This is a genomic window from Levilactobacillus muriae, from assembly GCF_045862015.1.
Taxonomy (GTDB): domain Bacteria; phylum Bacillota; class Bacilli; order Lactobacillales; family Lactobacillaceae; genus Levilactobacillus; species Levilactobacillus muriae.
The window spans coordinates 1-21,390 of record NZ_BAAFRU010000027.1 but is presented as its reverse complement, the minus strand read 5'-3'; the positions used below and the strand labels follow the sequence as shown (position 1 = coordinate 21,390).

At 43.0% G+C, this 21,390-nt stretch carries 19 protein-coding genes; 10 read left to right on the top strand and 9 right to left on the bottom strand.

What is annotated here, in order from left to right:
- Positions 1-616, bottom strand: a 616-nt coding sequence (gene mobQ, locus ACKTSF_RS13120) for a MobQ family relaxase (RefSeq protein ID WP_407890084.1), incomplete at its 3' end; no start/stop codon positions are given.
- Between the two features lie 271 nt (positions 617-887).
- Between mobQ and ACKTSF_RS13115 the strand changes: the two genes are divergently transcribed.
- Positions 888-1,097: a hypothetical protein gene (locus ACKTSF_RS13115; RefSeq protein WP_013729135.1), complete on the top strand. Its 210-nt coding sequence runs from the start codon at positions 888-890 to the stop codon at positions 1,095-1,097.
- Between the two features lie 22 nt (positions 1,098-1,119).
- Positions 1,120-1,398 (top strand): hypothetical protein, encoded by a 279-nt coding sequence (locus ACKTSF_RS13110; protein ID WP_039107121.1) that lies wholly within the window; start codon positions 1,120-1,122, stop codon positions 1,396-1,398.
- Here the strand turns inward: ACKTSF_RS13110 and ACKTSF_RS13105 are convergent.
- The 8 genes from ACKTSF_RS13105 to ACKTSF_RS13070 form a co-directional block, all read right to left on the bottom strand.
- On the bottom strand, positions 1,388-2,209 hold the full coding sequence (locus ACKTSF_RS13105; protein WP_407890082.1) for a Fic family protein: 822 nt from the start codon (positions 2,207-2,209) through the stop codon (positions 1,388-1,390). The two genes, ACKTSF_RS13110 and ACKTSF_RS13105, sit on opposite strands and share 11 nt — an antisense overlap.
- Positions 2,210-2,259: 50 nt before the next feature.
- Positions 2,260-2,457 (bottom strand): hypothetical protein, encoded by a 198-nt coding sequence (locus ACKTSF_RS13100; protein ID WP_063204059.1) that lies wholly within the window; start codon positions 2,455-2,457, stop codon positions 2,260-2,262.
- A gap of 155 nt (positions 2,458-2,612) precedes the next feature.
- Positions 2,613-3,716 (bottom strand): replication initiator protein A, encoded by a 1,104-nt coding sequence (locus ACKTSF_RS13095; protein WP_407890080.1) that lies wholly within the window; start codon positions 3,714-3,716, stop codon positions 2,613-2,615.
- 542 nt (positions 3,717-4,258) lie between these two features.
- On the bottom strand, positions 4,259-4,597 hold the full coding sequence (locus tag ACKTSF_RS13090; protein WP_052467411.1) for a hypothetical protein: 339 nt from the start codon (positions 4,595-4,597) through the stop codon (positions 4,259-4,261).
- A gap of 24 nt (positions 4,598-4,621) precedes the next feature.
- The gene (locus tag ACKTSF_RS13085) at positions 4,622-4,861 is read right to left on the bottom strand and encodes a hypothetical protein (RefSeq protein ID WP_041095869.1); all 240 of its coding nucleotides are present in this window, start codon (positions 4,859-4,861) and stop codon (positions 4,622-4,624) included.
- A 71-nt stretch (positions 4,862-4,932) separates the two neighbouring features.
- Entirely contained in the window at positions 4,933-5,724 is a 792-nt protein-coding gene (locus tag ACKTSF_RS13080) for a ParA family protein (RefSeq protein ID WP_041095867.1), read from the bottom strand.
- Between the two features lie 496 nt (positions 5,725-6,220).
- Positions 6,221-7,099 (bottom strand): S-4TM family putative pore-forming effector, encoded by an 879-nt coding sequence (locus ACKTSF_RS13075; RefSeq protein ID WP_407890078.1) that lies wholly within the window; start codon positions 7,097-7,099, stop codon positions 6,221-6,223.
- A gap of 3 nt (positions 7,100-7,102) precedes the next feature.
- Positions 7,103-8,086, bottom strand: coding sequence for a hypothetical protein (locus tag ACKTSF_RS13070; RefSeq protein WP_052467410.1), 984 nt, complete (start codon positions 8,084-8,086; stop codon positions 7,103-7,105).
- A 191-nt stretch (positions 8,087-8,277) separates the two neighbouring features.
- Here ACKTSF_RS13070 and ACKTSF_RS13065 point away from each other — a divergent pair, with 191 nt between their 5' ends.
- The 8 genes from ACKTSF_RS13065 to ACKTSF_RS13030 form a co-directional block, all read left to right on the top strand.
- On the top strand, positions 8,278-10,611 hold the full coding sequence (locus ACKTSF_RS13065) for a hypothetical protein (protein ID WP_407890076.1): 2,334 nt from the start codon (positions 8,278-8,280) through the stop codon (positions 10,609-10,611).
- 424 nt (positions 10,612-11,035) lie between these two features.
- Complete coding sequence (gene glgB / locus ACKTSF_RS13060; RefSeq protein WP_407890074.1) at positions 11,036-12,925, top strand: 1,4-alpha-glucan branching protein GlgB; 1,890 nt, start codon at positions 11,036-11,038, stop codon at positions 12,923-12,925.
- Between the two features lie 42 nt (positions 12,926-12,967).
- Positions 12,968-14,116, top strand: coding sequence for a glucose-1-phosphate adenylyltransferase (locus ACKTSF_RS13055; protein ID WP_010012705.1), 1,149 nt, complete (start codon positions 12,968-12,970; stop codon positions 14,114-14,116).
- On the top strand, positions 14,103-15,272 hold the full coding sequence (gene glgD, locus ACKTSF_RS13050) for a glucose-1-phosphate adenylyltransferase subunit GlgD (RefSeq protein ID WP_003678342.1): 1,170 nt from the start codon (positions 14,103-14,105) through the stop codon (positions 15,270-15,272). The genes ACKTSF_RS13055 and glgD overlap by 14 nt, the downstream gene beginning before the upstream one ends.
- Complete coding sequence (glgA, locus tag ACKTSF_RS13045) at positions 15,269-16,711, top strand: glycogen synthase GlgA (protein WP_003678344.1); 1,443 nt, start codon at positions 15,269-15,271, stop codon at positions 16,709-16,711. Before glgD ends, glgA begins: the two co-directional genes overlap by 4 nt.
- Before the next feature lie 6 nt (positions 16,712-16,717).
- Positions 16,718-19,132 carry a glycogen/starch/alpha-glucan phosphorylase gene (locus ACKTSF_RS13040; RefSeq protein WP_087842991.1) on the top strand — a complete coding sequence of 805 codons (2,415 nt, stop codon included), beginning with the start codon at positions 16,718-16,720 and terminating at the stop codon, positions 19,130-19,132.
- 86 nt (positions 19,133-19,218) lie between these two features.
- Complete coding sequence (locus tag ACKTSF_RS13035) at positions 19,219-21,015, top strand: glycoside hydrolase family 13 protein (RefSeq protein WP_407890071.1); 1,797 nt, start codon at positions 19,219-19,221, stop codon at positions 21,013-21,015.
- 217 nt (positions 21,016-21,232) lie between these two features.
- Positions 21,233-21,390: helix-turn-helix domain-containing protein (locus ACKTSF_RS13030; protein WP_156406663.1), on the top strand; the 158-nt coding region annotated here is incomplete at its 3' end.

Genomic DNA, 21,390 nt, shown 5'->3' with positions numbered 1-21,390 from the left:
GCTCTAAAACCTGATTGACACTAACTGCCCAATTATGACGCCATTCAATTATTTTTTCTTTCTTATCCCAATCGACCATCAGTATCTTTCTACTCTTAGGGTACTTGCTAGTTCCGGTATATGTTTTGTTGCCATTATCATCTAAAATATATTGCTTTTTGCTCTTAATTCCCCATGTTCCATCTGAATTAAACGGCCGATTAGTTAACATCACATGAGCGTGCGGATTATCTGGGTGGTCGCGATGAATTGCCACGTCGGCTACCATGCCCTCATCAACAAAATTTTCTTGCACATATTTTGTCAGTAATTCTTTCTGTTCGGATTCACTTAATTCTACCGGTAAAGCCACGTTAAACTCTTTTGCATAGCGTGAGTTTGATTTACGATCTTTCTTTTCAACTTCATTCCACAACTGCTCTCGATCACTCGCCCATTCAGGTGAATTTTTTGGCGTCAAAATAAAGCTTTCTGGCATGATCGATCTGGCATAAAAATAGTGGCGACCTTCCTTATCATCAAATAGCTTTTCACCACTTCGATAAGCGGCACTGGCAATCGCACTTCGTCCTTTACCAGCACTAATATTACTAAAACTCATGTGGAATATTGCCATGTCAGTCACCGTCTTCCTTTGATTCTATGGGTTTTGACCTTGTTGTCGCCATCGGCGACTTCTAATACAGTATTTTAGCACGATTTACCCCACAATAATTTAGTGGGGTGTAAGTGCGCATTGACCTCGTTTCACTCGGCCTGCTGATTCTCCTGAATTTACTTTTAGTGTATGCCTTCCGCTTCGCTATTTCAACTTTTATCCTTTGACTTAACATTATCTGTATGATATAGTGTCGGTGATTATTTTTAATATGATTGGAGGGATCGTTATGTCGCAAAGCAACTTAGAAAAACAAGAAGCTAAATTAAAACAGCTTAATCAAAAGATTAAAGCTGAAAAAAATAAGATTGAACAACGGCTAGGTAAACAAATCATCAGTCAAGCCAATTTAGATTATGCTAATTTGTCTAACGATCAGATTAAGCTTTTAGCCAAGCAATTTTCTGAATTTTTAAAGGTAAAGTCCGTAGATCATTAGCCATACGAGATGGGGAAATTCCATGTCTAATCAATATGAAAAACTAGTCGAGCAGCAAGCGCGTTTAAAACAAAAAATTGAGCGGGAAGATTTTAAATTACGGCAATCTAAATACTATGAAAATCGGCAAGCCCGCAAAGCCCGTTCTCGCCGATTAATTCAAAAAGGGGCTTTATTAGAAAAGTACTTTCAAGCTAATAACCTCTCGGTCGAACAAACCGAAGAACTTTTAAAAACATTTGCTGACTATGTTAACGCCCATAAACCGGGTAAATTAAAAAACGATCAACCTAATAACTAGGCCGATCGTTTTTATTTTCTGGATCATTTTTTGGCTTAATTTCTGGGTTTTGATCCGCAAAATCTTTTAATTGTTCTTGGATTCTTTTACCAATTTCGTCTTCAACTGATTTAAGCTCTAAGTTTGCTCTAATTTGTAATCCTTGAATGCCATTGTCATATGTCCACCGTTTAATTTTAGCCATGTCATTAGTTCGATAATAATTGGCAATTAGTTCGTTCCATTGATCCCACTTATCTAACGGCACATTGATTAAGCCTGAACCACCGTCAATCATAATTTTATTAGCACTTAAAGTCGCCGTCCTTTTGTTCCCGTCCCAAAAGATTTGTTGGCGCATATTATGATACATAACAGTCAATGCTTTATCAGTGGTCGTTGTTTGCGGATCAGCCAAAATTTTTTGTAAAAAGGATTGTTCTTGTTTTTCGTTAATTAAGGGTGGTTCAAAAAAGGCTTCACTGCCTAAATCAACTCCTCCTTTTCCTTGCCGTAATTCTCCTGGTACTAAGGCGTCTTCCGCGGCCACAATCTTGTTAATTTGTTTTTCCATGGTTAACGTTAAAGGGGCATTTTGATCAGTGATATATTGCCACCCACGCTTTAAGTTAACAATTGTCAAAATATCTTCAACAGGAACGCCTGCCACACTCATGCCGTCCATAATGGTTTGTGTTTGCGGCAAAGTGGTATTTACGCCTTCAAAGCGGGCATTAGTGTGCACTAGCTTGGTAAAATTTGTTCGAGCAAACCGTTTGTTTTCTGCAACTGTAAATTGATACTTGTCCATATATGCTTGTGTCTTAGTCATATTTTGTACCTCCTTTTCATTCCAACCACTGATTCATTGACTCGTCCATGTTAAATCACGAAATGCTTTTCGTTGATAATTTTTTCTTGCCGTTTATCTAAGAGGTAAGTGTGTAACGCGTCAAACAACTTGCGCTTATCAGGGTCTGGATTATGTGCTGCTTGTTCCCAAATGCCTTGAATATTGACTGTCCAGGGGTCAGCCAACAATTGCTCTATTTTTTCGACTTCTTTGCTTGGTTTGGTCATTTAAAAAACTCCTTTCCCATCTTTCTAGATTAGTTATCGCCTATTCAGCTATTTAAGGCGCCTATTTTAGCTTCTAAACGGTTTTAAATCAGTTTTAATATAATTATGTGTCGAACACTTAAAACGGCTTAGATGAGCTTATATGCTGTTTAATTCTAAAAGCGCTCATTGTCAGCGTTTTGCTCTTCGGGGTGTTTGGCCGCATATTCTCTAGCCGCTTGTTTATTCCACCAAACCCCAAATAGGTTTTGCATGGTGCCGTACAAGTAGTTTTCAACGTTCTTAATGTGCTTCTCATTGCTTCTAAGAGCGTTAAAGTAGCGTCTCAAGGCTTTGGTCATTAAAGGCTTCAGCTCCTCATCATCAAGTGGGATTAGGACCCCAATATCCTGATGATCCTTCTCAACTCGGTACTTAGCATTTAAGATAATGCCGATGAAGCGACGCATTTGTTGTGGGGTTCGGCACCAGAAACTAAGTAATTGCACAGCTTCGGGTTCTAAGAAAACTGGTAACCCACTGTCTTTATCAGTTAAGAAATCATTAGCATGATTTATGAGATCCTGGTTTTGTTTTTGAATTTCTGCTGGTGAGAAGTGAGCTGTGGAAAAGTCCAACTTTTGAGTATCTATATTGTATCTATGTTTATCTTTTTCTTTAGGTTCTTTATATAGATTAAGTCCATTTTTTGAACTTCCGCTCGTAGCAAGGGTTTGAGGGGTGTCGTCAACGAACTTATGCGGAAGTTCATTTTTTGAACTTCCGCTCGTAGCAAGGGTTTTAACGGTCTCCCGCGGAAGTTCATTTTTTGAACTTCCGCTCGTAGCAAGGGTTTGAGGGCTATTTTGACCATATTCACCGCGTAAATAGACATCGGTTGCTTTAACATCAAGCTTAGATAGGTATAAACGGTTCGGTTCATTCTTTTTAGTTTGCGGGTTAAAACCCATTTGTTTCTGAACGAGTAATCCGATTGATTCCAGTTCTGTTTTTGTTTTGATGGCTTTTCCCTTTGAGCAATTAAACAAGTCCATTAGTTCTTGGTTGGTAAAGATAAAGTAAACATGACCCTCACTATCAACCCAGTTATTGCGCAAAGAATACTCTAATCGGTCTTTGAGGACCATATAAGCTAATTTAGCGTCATTGCTTAAATGTTTGTATTGATCGCCATACATTAATACTTTAGGAAATTGGAAAAATAAGGCTCCATATACGTTATCGGCTTCATAGTAATTGAAATTTGTTGATTTTGTCATAATTAAAACTCCCTTTCTTGACTGACATACGCTGTCTCAAAAGAGAGTTGCTAAAACATTTGATTTGCTTTAAAATACAAATCTGATATGCTTTAACTGAATTACAAAGCGTTCATTTGGCCGTGAGGCTTTGTAATTTACCAGCATGTGTCTATTTCTTGGTTGCCCAGTCGGCAACTTTTTTAATTTCTAACAACAAAAAATGGACTAAATAGCTTCGGTTAGCTACTTAGTCCATTGGATTTAATTTGTTTTTAACTATCCTTCACTTGTCCTTGTGGACTGGTTTGCGGTATAATTAACCTACAAATTAAGAACAATGTTCAGTCGATTTTCACCGGCAAGTTAAAATCGACTGAATCTAAGTAGCTGTCTTGTAGCTACTTGCTAAACCTAAAATCCCTGATTCCTCGTGAATTGGGGATTTTTTCTGTTTAGCTTAATCTCTTTATTCGGTTGTTAAATTAATCTTAGTCTAGCATAGCGCTTACCAAGCGGCAACTTTATTTGGTCTTGTATATTTTGCCAGCTTTTGGTTGAAACTAGTAAGCGATAGAAGGTACAAGTAAATATTCAAATAATATAAAGACACTAAAATGCTTAGCTGTATTAATATCAAAAGCACTAAACATAAGGAGTATAAGTAATCCGCAGAAATAAGTAATAAACAGGGACATTATTTGTAAAATTCTCACGAAAATACGACGGTTACCACTGATTTTTTCAAATAATAGCTGTAACCAATACTGCATTGGAAATAACCACTGTCGAATAAAAAGGCGGTCATCTACTAGGTGCTTTTTTGCAATTCCAATGACTGGGATTATCCAAAAGACAATAAGGCTGGTAAACAAAAATGTATCATTGATTGGAATTCCCATAATATCTCCCCCCTTAAAGTGACATCACATATTTTTTATAAGCTCATTTAAAAATTTGGAGGCAGATTTAAAATTATGTTCTTTGGCCAGACCGTCAAGTCTTTTGCGTGCGCTAGGTTGAAGTGAAAAGGTATAGTTCTTAGTACGTTCCTCTTCATCTTTAAAAACAGGAATAACAAGTTTATCTTTAGTATCAGTTTGCTGTTCTGTTTCATTTTTTTGTAGTGCCTTTTTTATGTTTTTGTTCTCTGGATCGAATGCCATAGGTAGTCCTCCTTTATAATTAACATGTACACGTATTGAGCATACATGTGATTAACACATGTACAGAACATTTATAATTTTTCCGTGATTTCATTAAATGTTTTGTTCATACTCTCAAAAAATTCATGTTGATCAATATATGTTTTGTGGTCTTCAGCCATTTTTGAAAGAGATTTTTTATCCAACGTTGAACGATTGAATAGCTCCTTTTCTGGAACTGTAGCCAATACACTGGGATCGCCTTTTAAGGCTTTTAATAACTCGCGAGATGATCTTGTGTTGTGCTTAATCATGTTGGCGATAAAAAATAATTTGGTCGTGACATAAGATTTTCTAGTAGAGTAATCAATGGCTTCTTTGCGTAATTCGTTAATTCTTTCTTCTAGGTTAAATTTTGCATTATACCCATGTTCGCTAGGTGTGATTGGACTAAGAATAGCATTACTAATGATTACTGCATTCTTGGTAGCAGTAGAAAAATCTGGGTGACAATCCAAAATAATATACTCGAATTTTCCTAAATTTAAACGCTCATAATTATCTGACAACCACATGTAAAGGAACATGTTTTTGTTAGTCTTATTTTCAATGGTACGCTCAATATCGTCAAGGTGCATGTCTCCGGCAATTAGACTAATATAAGCACTTATTTCATGTATTTTGACTTTCCCTCGATCTAAGAAAATGTTGCCAACGGTGTCTTGATTGTCGTAAATGTTGTAAGTCTGGGTTAAATTACTTTGGTGGTCTAAGTCAATAAATAAAACATGCTTGCCATTTTTGGCTAACCATTCACCATAATTAAAAGCTAGGGTAGTTTTACCAACGCCGCCTTTTATAGCTGAAAATGTGATAATTTCCATTAGTGTTCCTCCTTATGCATACTAAGCGTGTTTAATAAACACATTTGTAAGTATAATAGCATGTAATAATCACATTTTCAATTTATACGTGTACTTTATATTTATAAGTACACATATAGATGCTTGGAACTCTTGCTTTTAACCTGCTCTTTAAAACGTCTTTGCTGCGTACGTTAATTCCATACTTTTTCATAAGTAACATGGATAAAGTTCACTGGAAATATTCACTTAATACTTGTTGTTTTATTTTAGCTGAAAGAATAGCAAAACTCCCTGAGTTTAGATTTACTACAACTCAGGGAGTTCGCTTTACACCAAGAAAGGCTATCTTTTTTAGTAGTGGCTAACCCGTAACTTTCAATTAACTATCATCGTCCGTTATGGTCGAACTAGAAGCATTAATAAAATAACCTTCAACATAGTGTCAATAAGTGGTTAGACGACAATTTATAAGATTATTTTAACAAGATCCAGCACATGTTATTACACCATAATCCTAATGTTTCGAATGTCTTTTTAAATTATCAGCAATACTTTTAGTAGAAGATTTCATTGCTTCTTCATGGCTTTTCTTGGTAACAAAGTAAAGCCAATTTGGAACTAAAATAGTTGCAGATCTAATATTAACAAATATAAAATCTTGAATAGACCTTAAATCTTTAACAGAAATTGAATATCTATTTTTATCTATAGAGTGAATGATATCATCTATCTGGTTAATTAGTTGAGTTTCTGCATCTAGTAAAGCTTTAAAAGTGATCCAATAGTTTATAAATTTGATAACAATTGGAATTGTAGTAACGATAGCAGCATCCATAACATGTCCCCACATATAATCTTTAAAAGTAATGCCAGCGATAATAAGCAGAAGAAACATGCAAAGTAATCCACCTATAACATTGCTACATATTTTATGAAGCTGTATATTCCAGATTACATTACTCCTTTGACAAATAATTATATTTAATTTAGCTGAATCTAAATTCGGATTATGATACCAATCTTTTAACTCACCTTGATTTTTATTTTGTGAGAACTTATTAATAATCTCTGGGCTCGGTTCTCTGCCAACTAATATTTTATTCCAATTTAGTCCAAATATAAGAGTGTCAAACTTTTCTTGAATTCTTGTAGCGCTTTTTATTTTATCTTTTGACCACTGAGTTAGTAGGAGAGAAACCACAGTGATGATGGTTGTAATGAACTGAATACAAATTCTATTTTTAATAAAAAGTACAAGAATAATTGGAGCTAATGTTGACAAAAAGCTAAAAAATTCTATAAATTTTGCTTGAGAATATAAATGTCTTTGTGCAGACAATAATTGAATTGCTTCAGGCGTGTTTTGCTTAGCTATATCGAATCTTATCTTCATCGATCAGTCTCCAAAAAAATTTGTCCAAGATTTTATTGCTTGCTCACTCATGGATTCAGATTCGTAATTATTAGCTTCTTTTATCATGTCATGGTAGTATATCGCTTTTTCCTGAATTTCTAAACGATCTATATAATCCAAAGAATTAAGATCTCCTTGAATGCCCTTTCTATCTTGAACAGAACCTAAAACTGCTTTTGAAAGATAAAGAAGAAAATTTTCTATAAATTCTCGAGAGTTGGAATATATTGGATTAGTATCTATAAAGTCAAGAACCGTGGTCTCTAGTGCATAAGAATTAAGCTTACATACTGCGTTATGAGCCTTTCTCCAATATTTGATAATGCGCACTACTTCTCTTAGATCAATTGGGGTTTCTTTTTGATATTCTGTTAAATTTTGACGATCTATTCGCGGATCTGTTTTTTCCCAAGTGCCGTTCCCATTTGGAATGATGTAGTAGTAATACCCCTGCTCATCATCAACAGTTCTAAATCCAGGGACTATATCGAATCCCCAGTCGTAGCTTGATAATTCCAGTCTAAGTGCTTGCTGACTCCTTTTAATATCTGCCGACTGATATTGCGATATTCCATTCAATAGCTGTTTAAGATAATTCAAGACTTTTATAGAACTAAGCCCATTTTCTCCATCCATTTTCTTTAATTCTGGAGCGCTATCTGGAACATTTACAAACACCTGATTCCATTGAGACGTATCTAAATTAGCGGTGCTCCCCTTTGCCGAAAAGATAATCATTTGGTCAACATCGTCAAGAGGTCTAATCTGTGTCTTTCGAGCAAATGATCCCATTTTTAGTGCAAATTCTGAGTCCGAGTATAATTCAAGGTTTTCCTCGTTTTTTTGACTAAGATCTTTAATATTTGAAGTTAACCAATTTCTACTAGTTCTTGCCCTTGCGCTTTTTTTACTATCTATATTTATGTTTTCTGAAACATAATTTTTAAACCAAGAATCTACAGACATGAACACATTCCCCTTTTTCTATCCTCGTTTTCAACCCGTGCTTTTATAGCATATTTGACACTTACCAGACTGGATCTACATTATTATCTCATTTAAGCATCATCGTTGTACATCGAATTTCTTTCAATCTGCCGAAAGTTAAAGGAATTCCGGTTCAAGCCGTGACCAGTGGCTCAACGGCTTATTTAAAAATGATGCGTAGTCAGGATCAAACTGACTTAGCCAATAATATGACCTCATCTGGTAGTCAGTTAAAGCCTACAGCATTAGCTGCTAATGGTGTCACTACCAGTACGGCTGGTTCTGGTGATCCGTTTGGTATAGTATTTGGCGGTAATAGTTACGGTTTTAGCATATTCTATAATCCTAATGCATCACCTGGTTTGCTCAACTATGGTAGTGCGATGCAGGCACAGGGTGATATTGGTTGGAGCTTAGCGATGGTCAAAAATTTTAGCTCACTTGGTTTCAGTAATATTCAAGGAACAGCTAATGTTAATTTCTATGTTGATGTAGCCAAATATCAAGGTAACGTTGCCGATAGTTCTAAGCAGTTAACTGCTGGTAAGCTACCACCTTCTCCACGAGTCGATGGTTTGTTTGATATGAAGATCGGTATTTATGGGACAAACCAGTTAAAGGATCCCTTCTCTAGTAGTGCTAGTCGGACAACTGCTGGGAAAACGCCATTGGAATACGCATTGGTTGATCCAGCTGCAACACCGTTATCAAGTACGATTACGACTAATATGACTTCTTGGAACGCCTACGCTAGCCCGTGGGACACCAAGAAATCGCTGAATGCGGCGACTTCAGCCTGGGAATCGGTCGGCGGGGATAAAACGCGGTTGAATAACGTTTCGCTGACGGACACGTTAACTGATCGAACGGTCACGTTAAATACACTGACTGATGGGGTGATGGTGACCAAAGGTAAAGGCACCGATGCCGCGGGGACCGATTATTCTGGCACGACGGCGCCAACATTAGGTGCAGTTGGGACTAGTCGTTTTGCCCGAGTCGTCAATTATTTTGACACTACAAAAGGTGATGCCACTACTGCGGCCATCGACAAAACAACTAACACTAAAGCAGTGCTGACGACTAAAGCTTATACGGCGGCCACGGCTGGCAAAGCTGCCCCTAGCACGGATGCCACTTTGACCTTACCAACTTTGACCACAACGGCGAATAAAAGTTATCTCTACTATATGGGGACTAGCGCTAGCTCGGCAGGTACGGCGATTCCGATTCTTGGGGCACCGCTATTCTTCAATCAAACCAACACGCCCGCTGCACCGACGATCAACTGGAACAGCGATAACGTGTATTATATCAAGAAAAGCGAGCTCGCCAGTGGCAAAACGGTGGCGCTGAAAGGGACCTGGGTGGACGATTACGCCAACGCTGATACGATTAGTGCCAGCGATAATAAATCAGGCAATACGCTGAACAACTTTGCCAAGGTGGAAGCAACCGATAGTAAAACCTTTAGCTTGAATATAAACAGCGGCACCAGTACTTCAGCGTTGAATCTAGGAACTGACAGCACTTTGCTGGGCTTGCATACGATCACCGCAACGATCAATCGGCCGACGCTGAAATTAGCCAACGGTGAAACGATCACTTCCAACGCCGCGGCTAAGGCAACGGTCAACGTCTATGTAGTCGATGATTCGGTCAACTATGACGTCACCGCACAGAAGTATATTTCAAATAACGGTAATCAATTGACGCAACAATACGTGCACGGCCCCACGGCTAGCAACGGCCAAACCGGCGACACCGTAACGATGGTCGACGAGTTTACCAATAAGGGTACGACGATCACCACACCGATCGTCGTGGTACCATTGGCCGCGCAGTTGAAACAAGTTGGCACACCAACGGTAACCGTAGATGGTAAGGCGGTGACCGCGCAAGTGGTGCCAATGAGTGGCTATTTTAACATTTCCTGGGCTGGCCCAATCGCTAAAGGAAGTCAAGTTGTTGTCAGTTATCAAGTTCAAGCAACGGCCGCGTTGCCGGCTAGTGGGTTGACGCCAACTGACGTGATGATGGACCAAAGTTCCTATGTGGTCGATACCAACAAAGTGACGTTGCTACCAGCCGCAACCACTGGTGGGATCGAGATCACACCGCCAACGAATTTAGAATTCGGCACGCAAACGACCACGCCAGGGACGTATAAAAATACCGATGGCGATAAAACACTGTTGGTCACCGACAATCGGGCAACGCCAGGACCGTGGACAATCACCGCGCAGTTGAGTGATTTCACCGCTGGTAGTCGCAAACTCACTGGCGAAGCGGCTAAGATCAACTTTGGCACGCCTGCTTTGAGTAGTGCGATATTTACTGCCGGCGGGCCGGCCAATCAATTAGTCAGTTACGATTACGCTGACAAACAAACCAGCATGTCCTATGTTTTCAAAAATATTCAGTTGCAGTTAGCCGGCAACAATATCCAACCAGGTGATTACCACGCAACGATCACTTATTCGTGGACCGATGGCGTCAATTAGATTACCACTATGGCGTAAAAGCTAAATAAACACTGTGTCCAGTAGTCGGCCTGATTACTTTGTGACCAAAGATGAGCCGCAAGGTAGGGAGCTATTCTAATAAATCTAATAAAACGTGTCGCAGCGTGTTTAATGTTGCGACACGTTTTATTTATATAGTTTTCAGAAAACGGTCTACCATAAATACAGATTTTATGTATCATATTATCATTAAAATAGTTGTGAAATATGCACGTATGTCACGTTATTGTAAGCGCTTAATATACTGTTTTAATCGTGTTTCTATTGGTGTATAATTGAGTCACAAGCAAGTGACCAGTGCTTACTTGTTAGGCTGTATTTTGAAACGAATTAACATGGGGTTTTCATTTTAATGAAAACGCTATATTTGTTTAATATTGCTAAGGGGTGAGGTGAGGTACCAATGGCAGTAAATATAGATGCGGCACGGTTGCGTCAGGCTTATTTATTTAATACCGGCGCTGACTATCGGAGTTATTTCTGGTTAGGTTGTCAGCAGATCGCCGCGGCACGATTTAGTTTCAGTGTTTGGGCGCCCAATGCGCAGGCCGTTTATTTAGTCGGTAGTTTCAATGAGTGGCAGGAAGACTTACCGTTGCTTGCACAAAGTGATACCGGTATTTGGTCAGTGGAAACGAGCCAACCACAAATTGGTGATCTGTACAAATTTTTGATCGTGACCGCCGGCGGCCAACGGGTGATGAAAATCGATCCCTACGCCCATCAGTTTGAAAAAAAACCGGGCAATGCAGCGATCGTCATGCCGCTACCGCAAAAAAAGTGGCGTGATAGTCTGTGGTTAGCGCGGCGAAAGAAGTTTCTGCCTTATCAGCGACCAGTCAATATTTACGAGGTGCATTTAGGTTCGTGGCGGCGGCATGCGGATGACAGTTATTTATCTTATACTGAATTGGCGCAGACTTTGATCCCTTATGTTAAGCAAATGGGCTACACCCATATTGAATTGATGCCGATCATGGAACATTTGTTGGATGCTTCGTGGGGTTATCAGTTGATGGGTTATTTTGCGCCGACTAGCCGTTTCGGTGGCTTGACTGACTTTTTAGATTTTATCGAGCAATGCCACCAAGCTAATATTGGGGTGATCGTGGACTGGGTGCCGGGGCATTTTATTCGCAATACTGATGCGTTGGCCCAGTATGATGGGACACCAACGTTTGAATATCAGGATGCTTTTCGGGCGGATAATCATCGTTGGGGATCGTGGAACTTTGATCTAGGCAAGGCGCAAGTGCAAAGCTTTTTGATCTCTAGTGCGCTGTACTGGCTGGATTTTTGCCATTTAGATGGCTTGCGGGTCGATGCGGTCTCGAATATGTTGTATTTGGACTATGATGCCGGCAAGGAAGGCACGGTCAACGCAGCCGGTACAAACGCCAATCTAGAGGGAATCGCCTTTATCAAAAAATTGAACCAGACGGTCTTTCGTTATCATCCCGATATTTTGATGGTGGCCGAGGAGTCTAGCGCTTATCCGCAGGTCAGTCATCCGGTGGCTACTGGCGGGTTAGGCTTTAATTACAAGTGGAACATGGGCTGGATGAACGATACGTTACGGTTCTTCGAATTAGATCCGCTGTATCGACACGCCCAGTTCAATTTATTGACCTTTTCATTTATGTACACGTTTGATGAGCAATTTGTCTTGCCGTTTTCCCACGATGAAGTGGTCCACGGCAAGAAATCACTGATGCACAAGATGCCAGGTGATCGCTATAATCAATTCGCCAACTTGCGAACATTGATGGTTTATTTGATGTTACATCCTGGAAAAAAACTGACGTTTATGGGCAGCGAATGGGGCCAGTTCCTTGAATGGCGTCATTGGAGCGGCTTAGAGTGGGTCGATCTAGCTGATCCGTTGAATCATAAAATGCAAGAATTTGTGCAAACGCTTAATCAATTGTATCGGCAGCAACGGTCATTATGGGAACAAGATCATCAGCCAGCTGGCTTGACCATCATTGACGCCGATGATCCAGCTAGTAATGCATTGAGCTTTTTACGTCAAGGTAAGCATAAATATGATTTTTTAGTCGGTGTGTTTAATTTTATCCCACAAGAACGCCAACATTTTCGTGTTGGGGTTCCTTATGCAGGGACTTATCACGAGTTACTGAATACGGAGTCCAAGGAATTTGGTGGCACGTGGACGAAGTTGCAAGGGACTTTTACTGCTGAAGCGGTTCCGTATAAGGGGCAACCTTATAGCATTCAAGTCATCTTACCGGCCGCTGGGGTGTTGATCATTCAGCCACAGCGTGTTCGGTAGAAAAAGGGGGCAAGGAGAGGCGTCCAGCGCTTTTCGCTAATAATGAAACATGATATGTTAGGTATTATTTTAGCCGGTGGTCAGGGGACCCGTTTAGGTAAGCTGACTAAGTCGACGGCAAAGCCAGCGGTTCCTTTTGGTGGTCGTTACCGGATCATTGATTTTACGTTGAGTAATTGTGCCAATTCAGGGATCGATACAGTCGGCGTTATCACCCAATATAAGCCACTGGAATTAAATGCGCATATTGGTAATGGTGCTAGTTGGGGTCTAAACGAGCAAAATGGTGGCGTGACGGTTTTGCAGCCATACTCGGCCAGCGACGGGGAGAAGTGGTTCAAAGGGACGGCCCACGCGATCTATCAAAATATAGAATATATCGACCGGATGAACCCGACTTATGTGCTGATCTTGTCAGGTGATCATATCTACAAAATGGATTATGAAGCGATGCTGGCGTATCATCAGGCGAAAAAGGCGTCGCTGACGGTGGGCGTCATTCCGGTGACTAACGAGGAGGCCAAGCGCTTCGGCATTATGAATACCGACGAGACCGAGCGGATCATTCAATTTGAAGAGAAGCCTGAACAGCCGAAAAGTAATTTAGCGTCGATGGGCATTTATATTTTCAATTGGGCTACGTTGAAAAAGTATTTACAGGACAGTTACGCGACGGATGGCAGCTTGGAGGACTTTGGTCATGACGTAATCCCGGCTTATTTGGAACATAATGAGGCCGTGTTTGCCTATGCTTTTGACGGTTATTGGCGCGATGTCGGGACGATCTACAGTCTATGGCAGTCGAACATGGAATTTTTATCACCTAATAGTACGCTGAACATTGGCGATCTTAACTGGCGAATCTATTCGAAGGCGCTGGCCTTGCCCCCAATGTTGTTGACAGAAAGTGCCAAGGTGAAAAATTCAATGATCGTGGATGGCTGTTATGTGGCGGGCACCGTGACGCATTCGATCTTGTCACAAAACGTTAAAGTCGGCGAGAATTCAGTGGTCAAAGACAGCATGGTCATGCCCAACGCTGTGATCGGTAAAGATGTGGTCATTGATCATGCCTTGATCGGCGAACGTGCGATCATTGGGGATGGCGCGCGGGTCGTCGGCAGTAATGAGGAGATCGCGGTGGCTGGTTATCGTGAGGTTTTAGGAGGTGAGCAGCATGAAAAAGAATAGATTGTGCGCCATTATTAATTTGATCGAACCTGCCGAAGCGTTACTGCCGTTGACTGAACAGCGGCCATTGGGAACCTTGCCCTTTGCTGGTCGTTACCGCCTGCTGGATTTTCCACTTTCTTGTATCAGCAACGCCGGGATCAATACTGTAGCACTATTTTTACCGCGCAATGGCCGCTCAGTCGGCGATCATGTGCGTAGTGGTAAGGATTGGGATCTTGATTCACTGCGCGGGGGTGTCTTCACCTTTCCATACAATGATCTAGCGGTAGTCGCGGCCCAGCAACAAGCAGAGGCCCGCCATCATTTTTATGACAATTATATTCAATTTTTGCGTAAATCTGGGGCCGAATATGTGGTTATTTTAGGGACGCAAAATGTGAATAATATTGATATTAGTGCACTGTGGCGTTATCACCAACAACGGAACAATGAGATGACCACCGTTTATAAATTCTTACCGGCAGAACAAGTGGCCGCTGATGATCAGGTAGTGACGCTGACTGAATATGGTAAAGCCACCAGTATTTTACCGTTAGCAGAAGCCAATATTCCAGCGGCAGCGACGATGGTGCCAAAAAGTTTGGCGATCCATATGATCGATGTGCGTCGGTTGATCGAATTATTACAAGAGGCTAATCGTCAAGGTCAAGCCGGCGGTTTAAATCTGGTGCTAAAACATGCCGTGATGCAAAATAATACCAGTGCCTTTGAATATACCGGCTTTCAGGCTAATATTCGCAGCATTCAGGATTTTTACGCCGCTAATATGCAAATGTTGCTGGAGAAAAATTATCAGGCGCTTTTCTTCAGCAAGCAACAGATCTTGACTAAAGTTAAAAACGAGATCCCCAGCTTTTTCTCCCGCGATTCACAAGTGGAAAATTGCCTAGTGGGGACCGGGAGCTATATTGAAGGCGCCGTTACTCATTCAGTGATCTTCCGGAATGTGTTGATCAATCGGCGGGCGCGGATCAGTGATAGTGTGATCATGCAAGGCAGCCGGATCGGCGCTGGTACCGTGATCGAGCATGCGATTTTAGATAAAAGTGTTGTGATCGGGCCTAACCTTAAGCTGATCGGAACCGCCGAACAGCCGTTGGTGATCGGTAAAGGGCAGCACGTCTATCAGCAAAAGGAAGTGGTGACGCAATGACGAAAATCTTATTTGCTGCGGCGGAGGCGGCGCCATTTTATAAAACCGGCGGCTTAGGCGATGTGGCCTATGCCTTGCCTAAGGCGTTGCAGCGCGCCGGCAACGACATCCGCGTGGTCGTTCCCTATTACCCAACAAAAATGCCTGCCGCTTATACTGAACAGTTGACGGACGTCACTAATTTTACGGTGGCCGTCGGTTGGCGCCAGCAGTATTGTGGCATCAAAACTTTATTGCTAGGTAAAGTCCGCTATTATTTCATCGATAATCTTTATTATTTTGGCCGTGACGGTTTGTATGGCTACGCCGATGATGGGGAGCGTTTCGCCTTCTTCCAATTAGCCTTGTGCGAAATGATGGCGCGGTTTGATTTTATTCCTGATGTGTTGCACGTCAACGATTGGCATACCGCGTTCGTGCCGGTTTTGTTGCGGGATAAATATCAGTGGATCAATGATTACCGCGCGATCAAAACCGTTTTGACGATTCATAATTTACGCTTCCAAGGCGTTTTTGATCCAGTGGTGCTCAGTGATCTTTTTGGCATCGGTATGGCAACGTGGCAAGAAAATGGCACTAAATATTTCGACCAAGTCAACTTTTTGAAAGGCGGCATCAACTACGCCGATGCGATCAATACCGTCAGCCCGAGTTACGCCCAGGAGATCCAGACGCCGGCGTTTGGCGAAGGCTTGGATGGAACCTTACGCCAGAACGCATACAAGCTCCACGGCATTTTAAATGGCATCGACAATGAACTATACGACCCAGCAACCGATACTAATTTAGCAGCGAACTACACCGCCACTGACCGCACAGGTAAGGCCGCCGATAAGCAAGCCCTGCAAGCTAGCTTAGGCCTACCCCAGCGCAAAGAAGTGCCGCTTTTTGCCATGATCTCGCGGCTGACCAGCCAAAAGGGTGCCCAACTATTAGTGGCAACGCTAGACGACTTTTTAGTCCGCCATGACGCCCAGGTCGTGGTATTAGGCACTGGCGATCCCGATTTTGAGCAACAATTACGTGATTTTCAGGTCCGCTATCCCGGACAATGTGCAGTGCGCATCACTTTCAATGAAGCGCTGGCGCAACAGATCTATGCTGGCAGCGACTACTTTTTGATGCCGTCAGCCTTTGAACCATCCGGCTTATCCCAAATGATGGCCATGCGCTACGGCAGCATTCCGGTGGTCCATCTGGTCGGGGGGCTACGGGACTCCGTGCAACCCTATAATCAATACACTGGCGCGGGTACTGGCTTTGGCTTCGATAATTATAGTTCGGTGGTACTAGGCGAGATCATGTCTTACGCTTATCGAATCTACCACGAAGACGCACCGGCTTGGCAGCAATTGCAGCAACAAGCAATGGCGCAGGATTTTGATTGGCGGCATTCGGCGCAGGATTACCAGCGTCTCTATCAACAAGTGATTGGGTGAGAAAAAATGAAATTAACCACGGCACAATTTAAGACGGATTATCGCAAACTTTTAAAAACATTGTACGCTGAAGAGCAAGATGAACTATCGACTAGCGAGCAGTTTTTAGTGTTAGGTAATTTGGTGCGCCAATATTTAGCGGATCAATGGCAACAAACGACTGCCGAATATAACCGCACACAGCGCAAGCAAGTCTATTATTTTTCGATCGAATTTTTACCTGGCCGCTTACTGGAATCTAATTTATTGAATTTAGGTATTTTGGATACTGTGCGGGCCGGGAGCAAAGAACTAGGGCTGGATTTTGACCAGTTAGTCGCGGCCGAACCTGATCCTGGCTTAGGTAACGGTGGGTTAGGTCGGTTGGCGTCCTGCTTCATGGATTCACTGGCATCAATGCAGATCGCCGGCAATGGTAACGGCATTCGTTATCGTTACGGCTTGTTCAAGCAGGCCTTTATCAACGGGTACCAAGTTGAATTGCCAGATGATTGGTTGCGCAATGGTAACGTGTGGGAGGTATGCAAGGAAAGCAAAGCCTGTACTGTGCGTTTCGGCGGCAACGTTTATTTGCGCCGTGATGAAGCTAGCGGGCAATTAGTGCCGGTTTACGAAAATACCCAAGACGTTTTGGCGGTGCCTTATGATACCGCGATGTTAGGCTACCACAATCATGTCGGCAATACGATGCGTTTGTGGTCAGCCGAATTACCACCGCAGGCCGACGATCATTACTATACGCAAGCCGATAAGGCCGCAGTCGCGCGGATCACTGAAGTTTTATATCCCGATGATTCCAATTATGACGGGCAACTATTACGTTTGCATCAAGAGTATTTCTTTTCCTCAGCGGGGGTGCAAAGCATTATTCGCCATTATCGGCGGCACCAACAAAGCTTAGTTGATCTTGGTCGCCAGATCGCGATCCACATCAATGATACCCATCCCACCTTGGTCATCCCTGAATTGATGCGTATTTTGCTAGATGAAGAGCATCTGGATTGGTCGGTGGCGTGGAAGATCACAACTCAAGTGATGAGCTATACTAACCACACGATCTTGCAAGAAGCGTTGGAGAAATGGCCTCAGGATATGTTGGCCCGTGAGTTACCGCGGATCTACCAGATCATTGCTGAGATCGACCGCCGTTTTCGGGTAGAAATGACGCCGATCTACGGTGCCGAGCGGGTCCAACGCAGTGCCCCCTTTGGCGATGGTCAAGTGCGAATGGCTTATTTGGCGGTGATTGGCAGCCACAGTACCAATGGGGTGGCCAAGTTGCACACCGAACTGTTGCAACGGGATGTTTTGGCCGATCTGTACGCGATCTATCCTGAACGCTTCAATAATAAAACCAACGGCATCACCTTGCGTCGCTGGGTACAATTAGCCAACGAGCCACTAAGCGAATTGTTGGATCAGCAGATCGGCAGCGGCTGGCGCAGTGCTTCCAGCGAATTGAAAACAGTCAAAGCTTACCAAAATGATCCGGCTTTCTTGGCTAAATTAGCCCAAGTTAAATTAACCAACAAGCAGCGACTGGCGGACTATGTGGCCGCAACGCTGCAGATCAAAATTGATCCGATAGCATTATTTGACGTACAGATCAAGCGCCTGCACGCCTATAAACGGCAATTGTTGCACGTGCTAGGCATCATTGATCTGTATCAGCGAATCAAGGCCGCGCCAGATGAACATTACCAAGCGCGGGTCCATATTTTTGGTGCTAAGGCCGCACCGAGCTACTATTATGCCAAGGAGATCATTAAGCTGATCAACGCCTTGGCCGACTTAGTGAACCACGATCCGGCTATGCGCGATCGACTAAAAATTGTTTTTCTACCGAATTACAGCGTGTCCTTAGCGGAAAAAATCATTCCCGCTGCCGACATTGGTGAGCAGATCTCCACTGCCTCTAAGGAAGCTTCCGGAACCAGTAACATGAAATTAATGGCCAATGGTGCCTTGGCGTTAGCGACCTTAGATGGTGCCAATATTGAGATCCGGGATGCAGTTGGCGCCGACAATCTATTTTTATTTGGGCTGACTGTTGACGAAGTTTACGCTTATTATGCGCAGCAAAACTATCGCGCCCAAACTTTGTACGATCAGTCACCACGAATTCGTCGTATTCTGGACGCTTTAGTTGATGGCACGATCCCGGGTATCCAAACTGAAGGCCGCGATATTTACGATTCGTTGTTGCGCTTCAACGATGACTATTTTGTCGTCCGCGACTTAGAGTCTTATTTAGCCGCACAGGCACAAATTGATCAAGCTTATCAGGATCAGAACCAGTGGCAACAGCGGGCCCTAGAGAATATTGCCTTTGCCGGCCGTTTTTCTGCGGATAAAACGGTTAACCGTTATGCCGAAGATATCTGGCACGTGCACCATCAAAGCCGACCAGAAACGAAATAGATCGGTTATAGTTTGTAGAAATCGAGCAAGTGGTGGTGTTAGCGCTATTCTGCACCCGCTTGCTTTTTAATAAAGGGGCAATAGTCGTGTACTATAATTCGTTTGGACTTGATTTTAAGTCGCCGTTTGGGGCGGTGGTACAACAAACACCGATCACATTCCAATTTAAGGTAGCGCCAGCAGCCACTGGCGTTTGGTTGGTGATCTATGCGGATGGTCAGTGGCAAACACCGACTAAAGTCGCTTTAGCAGCGGTGGCAGCGCAGACTTATCGTGGCGAATTTACCCCCACCCAGGCAGGATTATATTTTTATTATTTTCAGATCACCCAGGCAGGGCAGACCTTTTATTACGGCTGTCAAGACGGTGGTTACGGCGGAACCGGCGTGGTTTATCAAGCGCGCGCCGCCGTCCAAATGTACCAGCTGACGGTGCTTGATTCTGTTGAAACGCCACCACAATGGTACCAGCAGGCGATCTTTTACCATATTTTTGTGGATCGCTTCGCTAACGGCAACGCGGATGGCCACGTTAATGCGCCTAAACCGAATAGCTTTATTTATGGGACCAAGCAAGATCGGCCGCTTTACGTCAAGGATGCCAGCGGGGAAGTTTTGCGCTGGGATTTTTATGGCGGTAACTTGAAGGGAATCATGACCAAGCTAGATTACCTGCAAGAATTAGGCGTGACCGCGCTATTTTTAAGCCCGATCTTTGAGGCGGTGAGCAATCATCGTTACGATACCGGCGATTACTTAAAGCTAGAGCCAATGTTAGGCAGTTTAGCTGATTTTGACGCTTTGCTGCAGGAAGTGCATCGCCGGGGGATGCACCTTATTTTGGACGGTGTGTTCAATCACGTGGGGGCAAATAGCCGCTATTTCAACCTTAATCACACCTATGATGGCCTTGGTGCCAGTGAGTCGCCACACAGTCCCTACTACAATTGGTTCAACTTTACCGATTTTCCAGCTAAATACAAGAGCTGGTGGGGCGTCACTGATCTACCAACAGTCGATAAAAATAATACAGATTATCAGCAGTTCATCTATGGTCCCGCCGGCGTGATCGAGCAGTGGACGCAGCGTGGCGTGGATGGCTGGCGGCTGGATGTCGCCGATGAATTACCGGACTTCTTTATTCATGGCATCCGTCAGCGCCTAGACCAGTATCCGCAAAAAGTCTTGATCGGTGAAGTTTGGGAGGACGCCTCGCACAAGATCGCCTACAACCAGCGGCGCCATTATTTGGCTGGCGGCATGTTACATGCGGTAATGAATTATCCGTTGCGCCAGCTGATCCTGGACGTGCTCCAAGGCAAGATCGACGCCCAGACTTGGGTGCGCCGATTATTAACGTTAAAAGAAAACTATCCCCGCAGCACCTTTCAATATAATTTCAATAATCTAGGCACCCACGATACCAAGCGTATATTGACCGTACTGGCCGGCGATTACCAGCACCTGGCACTAGCCACGCAACTACTACTAACATTGCCAGGCGTACCCTGCCTTTATTATGGCGATGAAGCCGGCCTTACCGGCGACGTTGACCCGGATAACCGCCGCTTCTTCCCTTGGGAAAATGAAGATCCGCAGACGATGCAGCTTTACCGGCATGCGATCCAGTTGCGGCACGAGCGCCCTTGGTTGGCGACTAGTGCGTTTCAACCGTTTTATTTCAATAATACGTGTTTTGGTTATTTGCGGTATGCTGATGCCCACCATTACAGTATTTTTCTGTTGAACGTTGGCACCACTGCCCAGCGCGTGTTAGCCACTGAATTAGTCGCCCCAGCGATGTCGGCGCAGCAATTAACTTTAGTGCAGCAGTGTTGTCCGCGGGAGCTAGCGCCAGGTTCATTGCAGATAATCGATAATTAAGCGCGCTTTCTAGCGCGCTTAATTTCACTTGAAGTGGCAATGGATAGTTAAATTAAAGTGATCAACTAGCAGTTGCTAGGTGGTCACTTTTTAATAGCAACGCAATTTTTATTTTTGGTAGATTGTAAAATTTAAGTTGAACATATTAGTGGACAGAAAAACCCATAAAGGTCTTTAATGGTGTCACCACAACATTCCATTAGAAAGAAGGACCTTTATGGGCACCACTATTTTATCATTTGAAGACCGCGTTGTCATCGAAACACTTCATCATGAAAAGCACTCACTTCAATATATTGCCGATTATTTAGGCTTTAGTAAAACCACTATCTTTAATGAGGTTCATCGCTTAGCTGGTGAGTATCACGCAGTTAA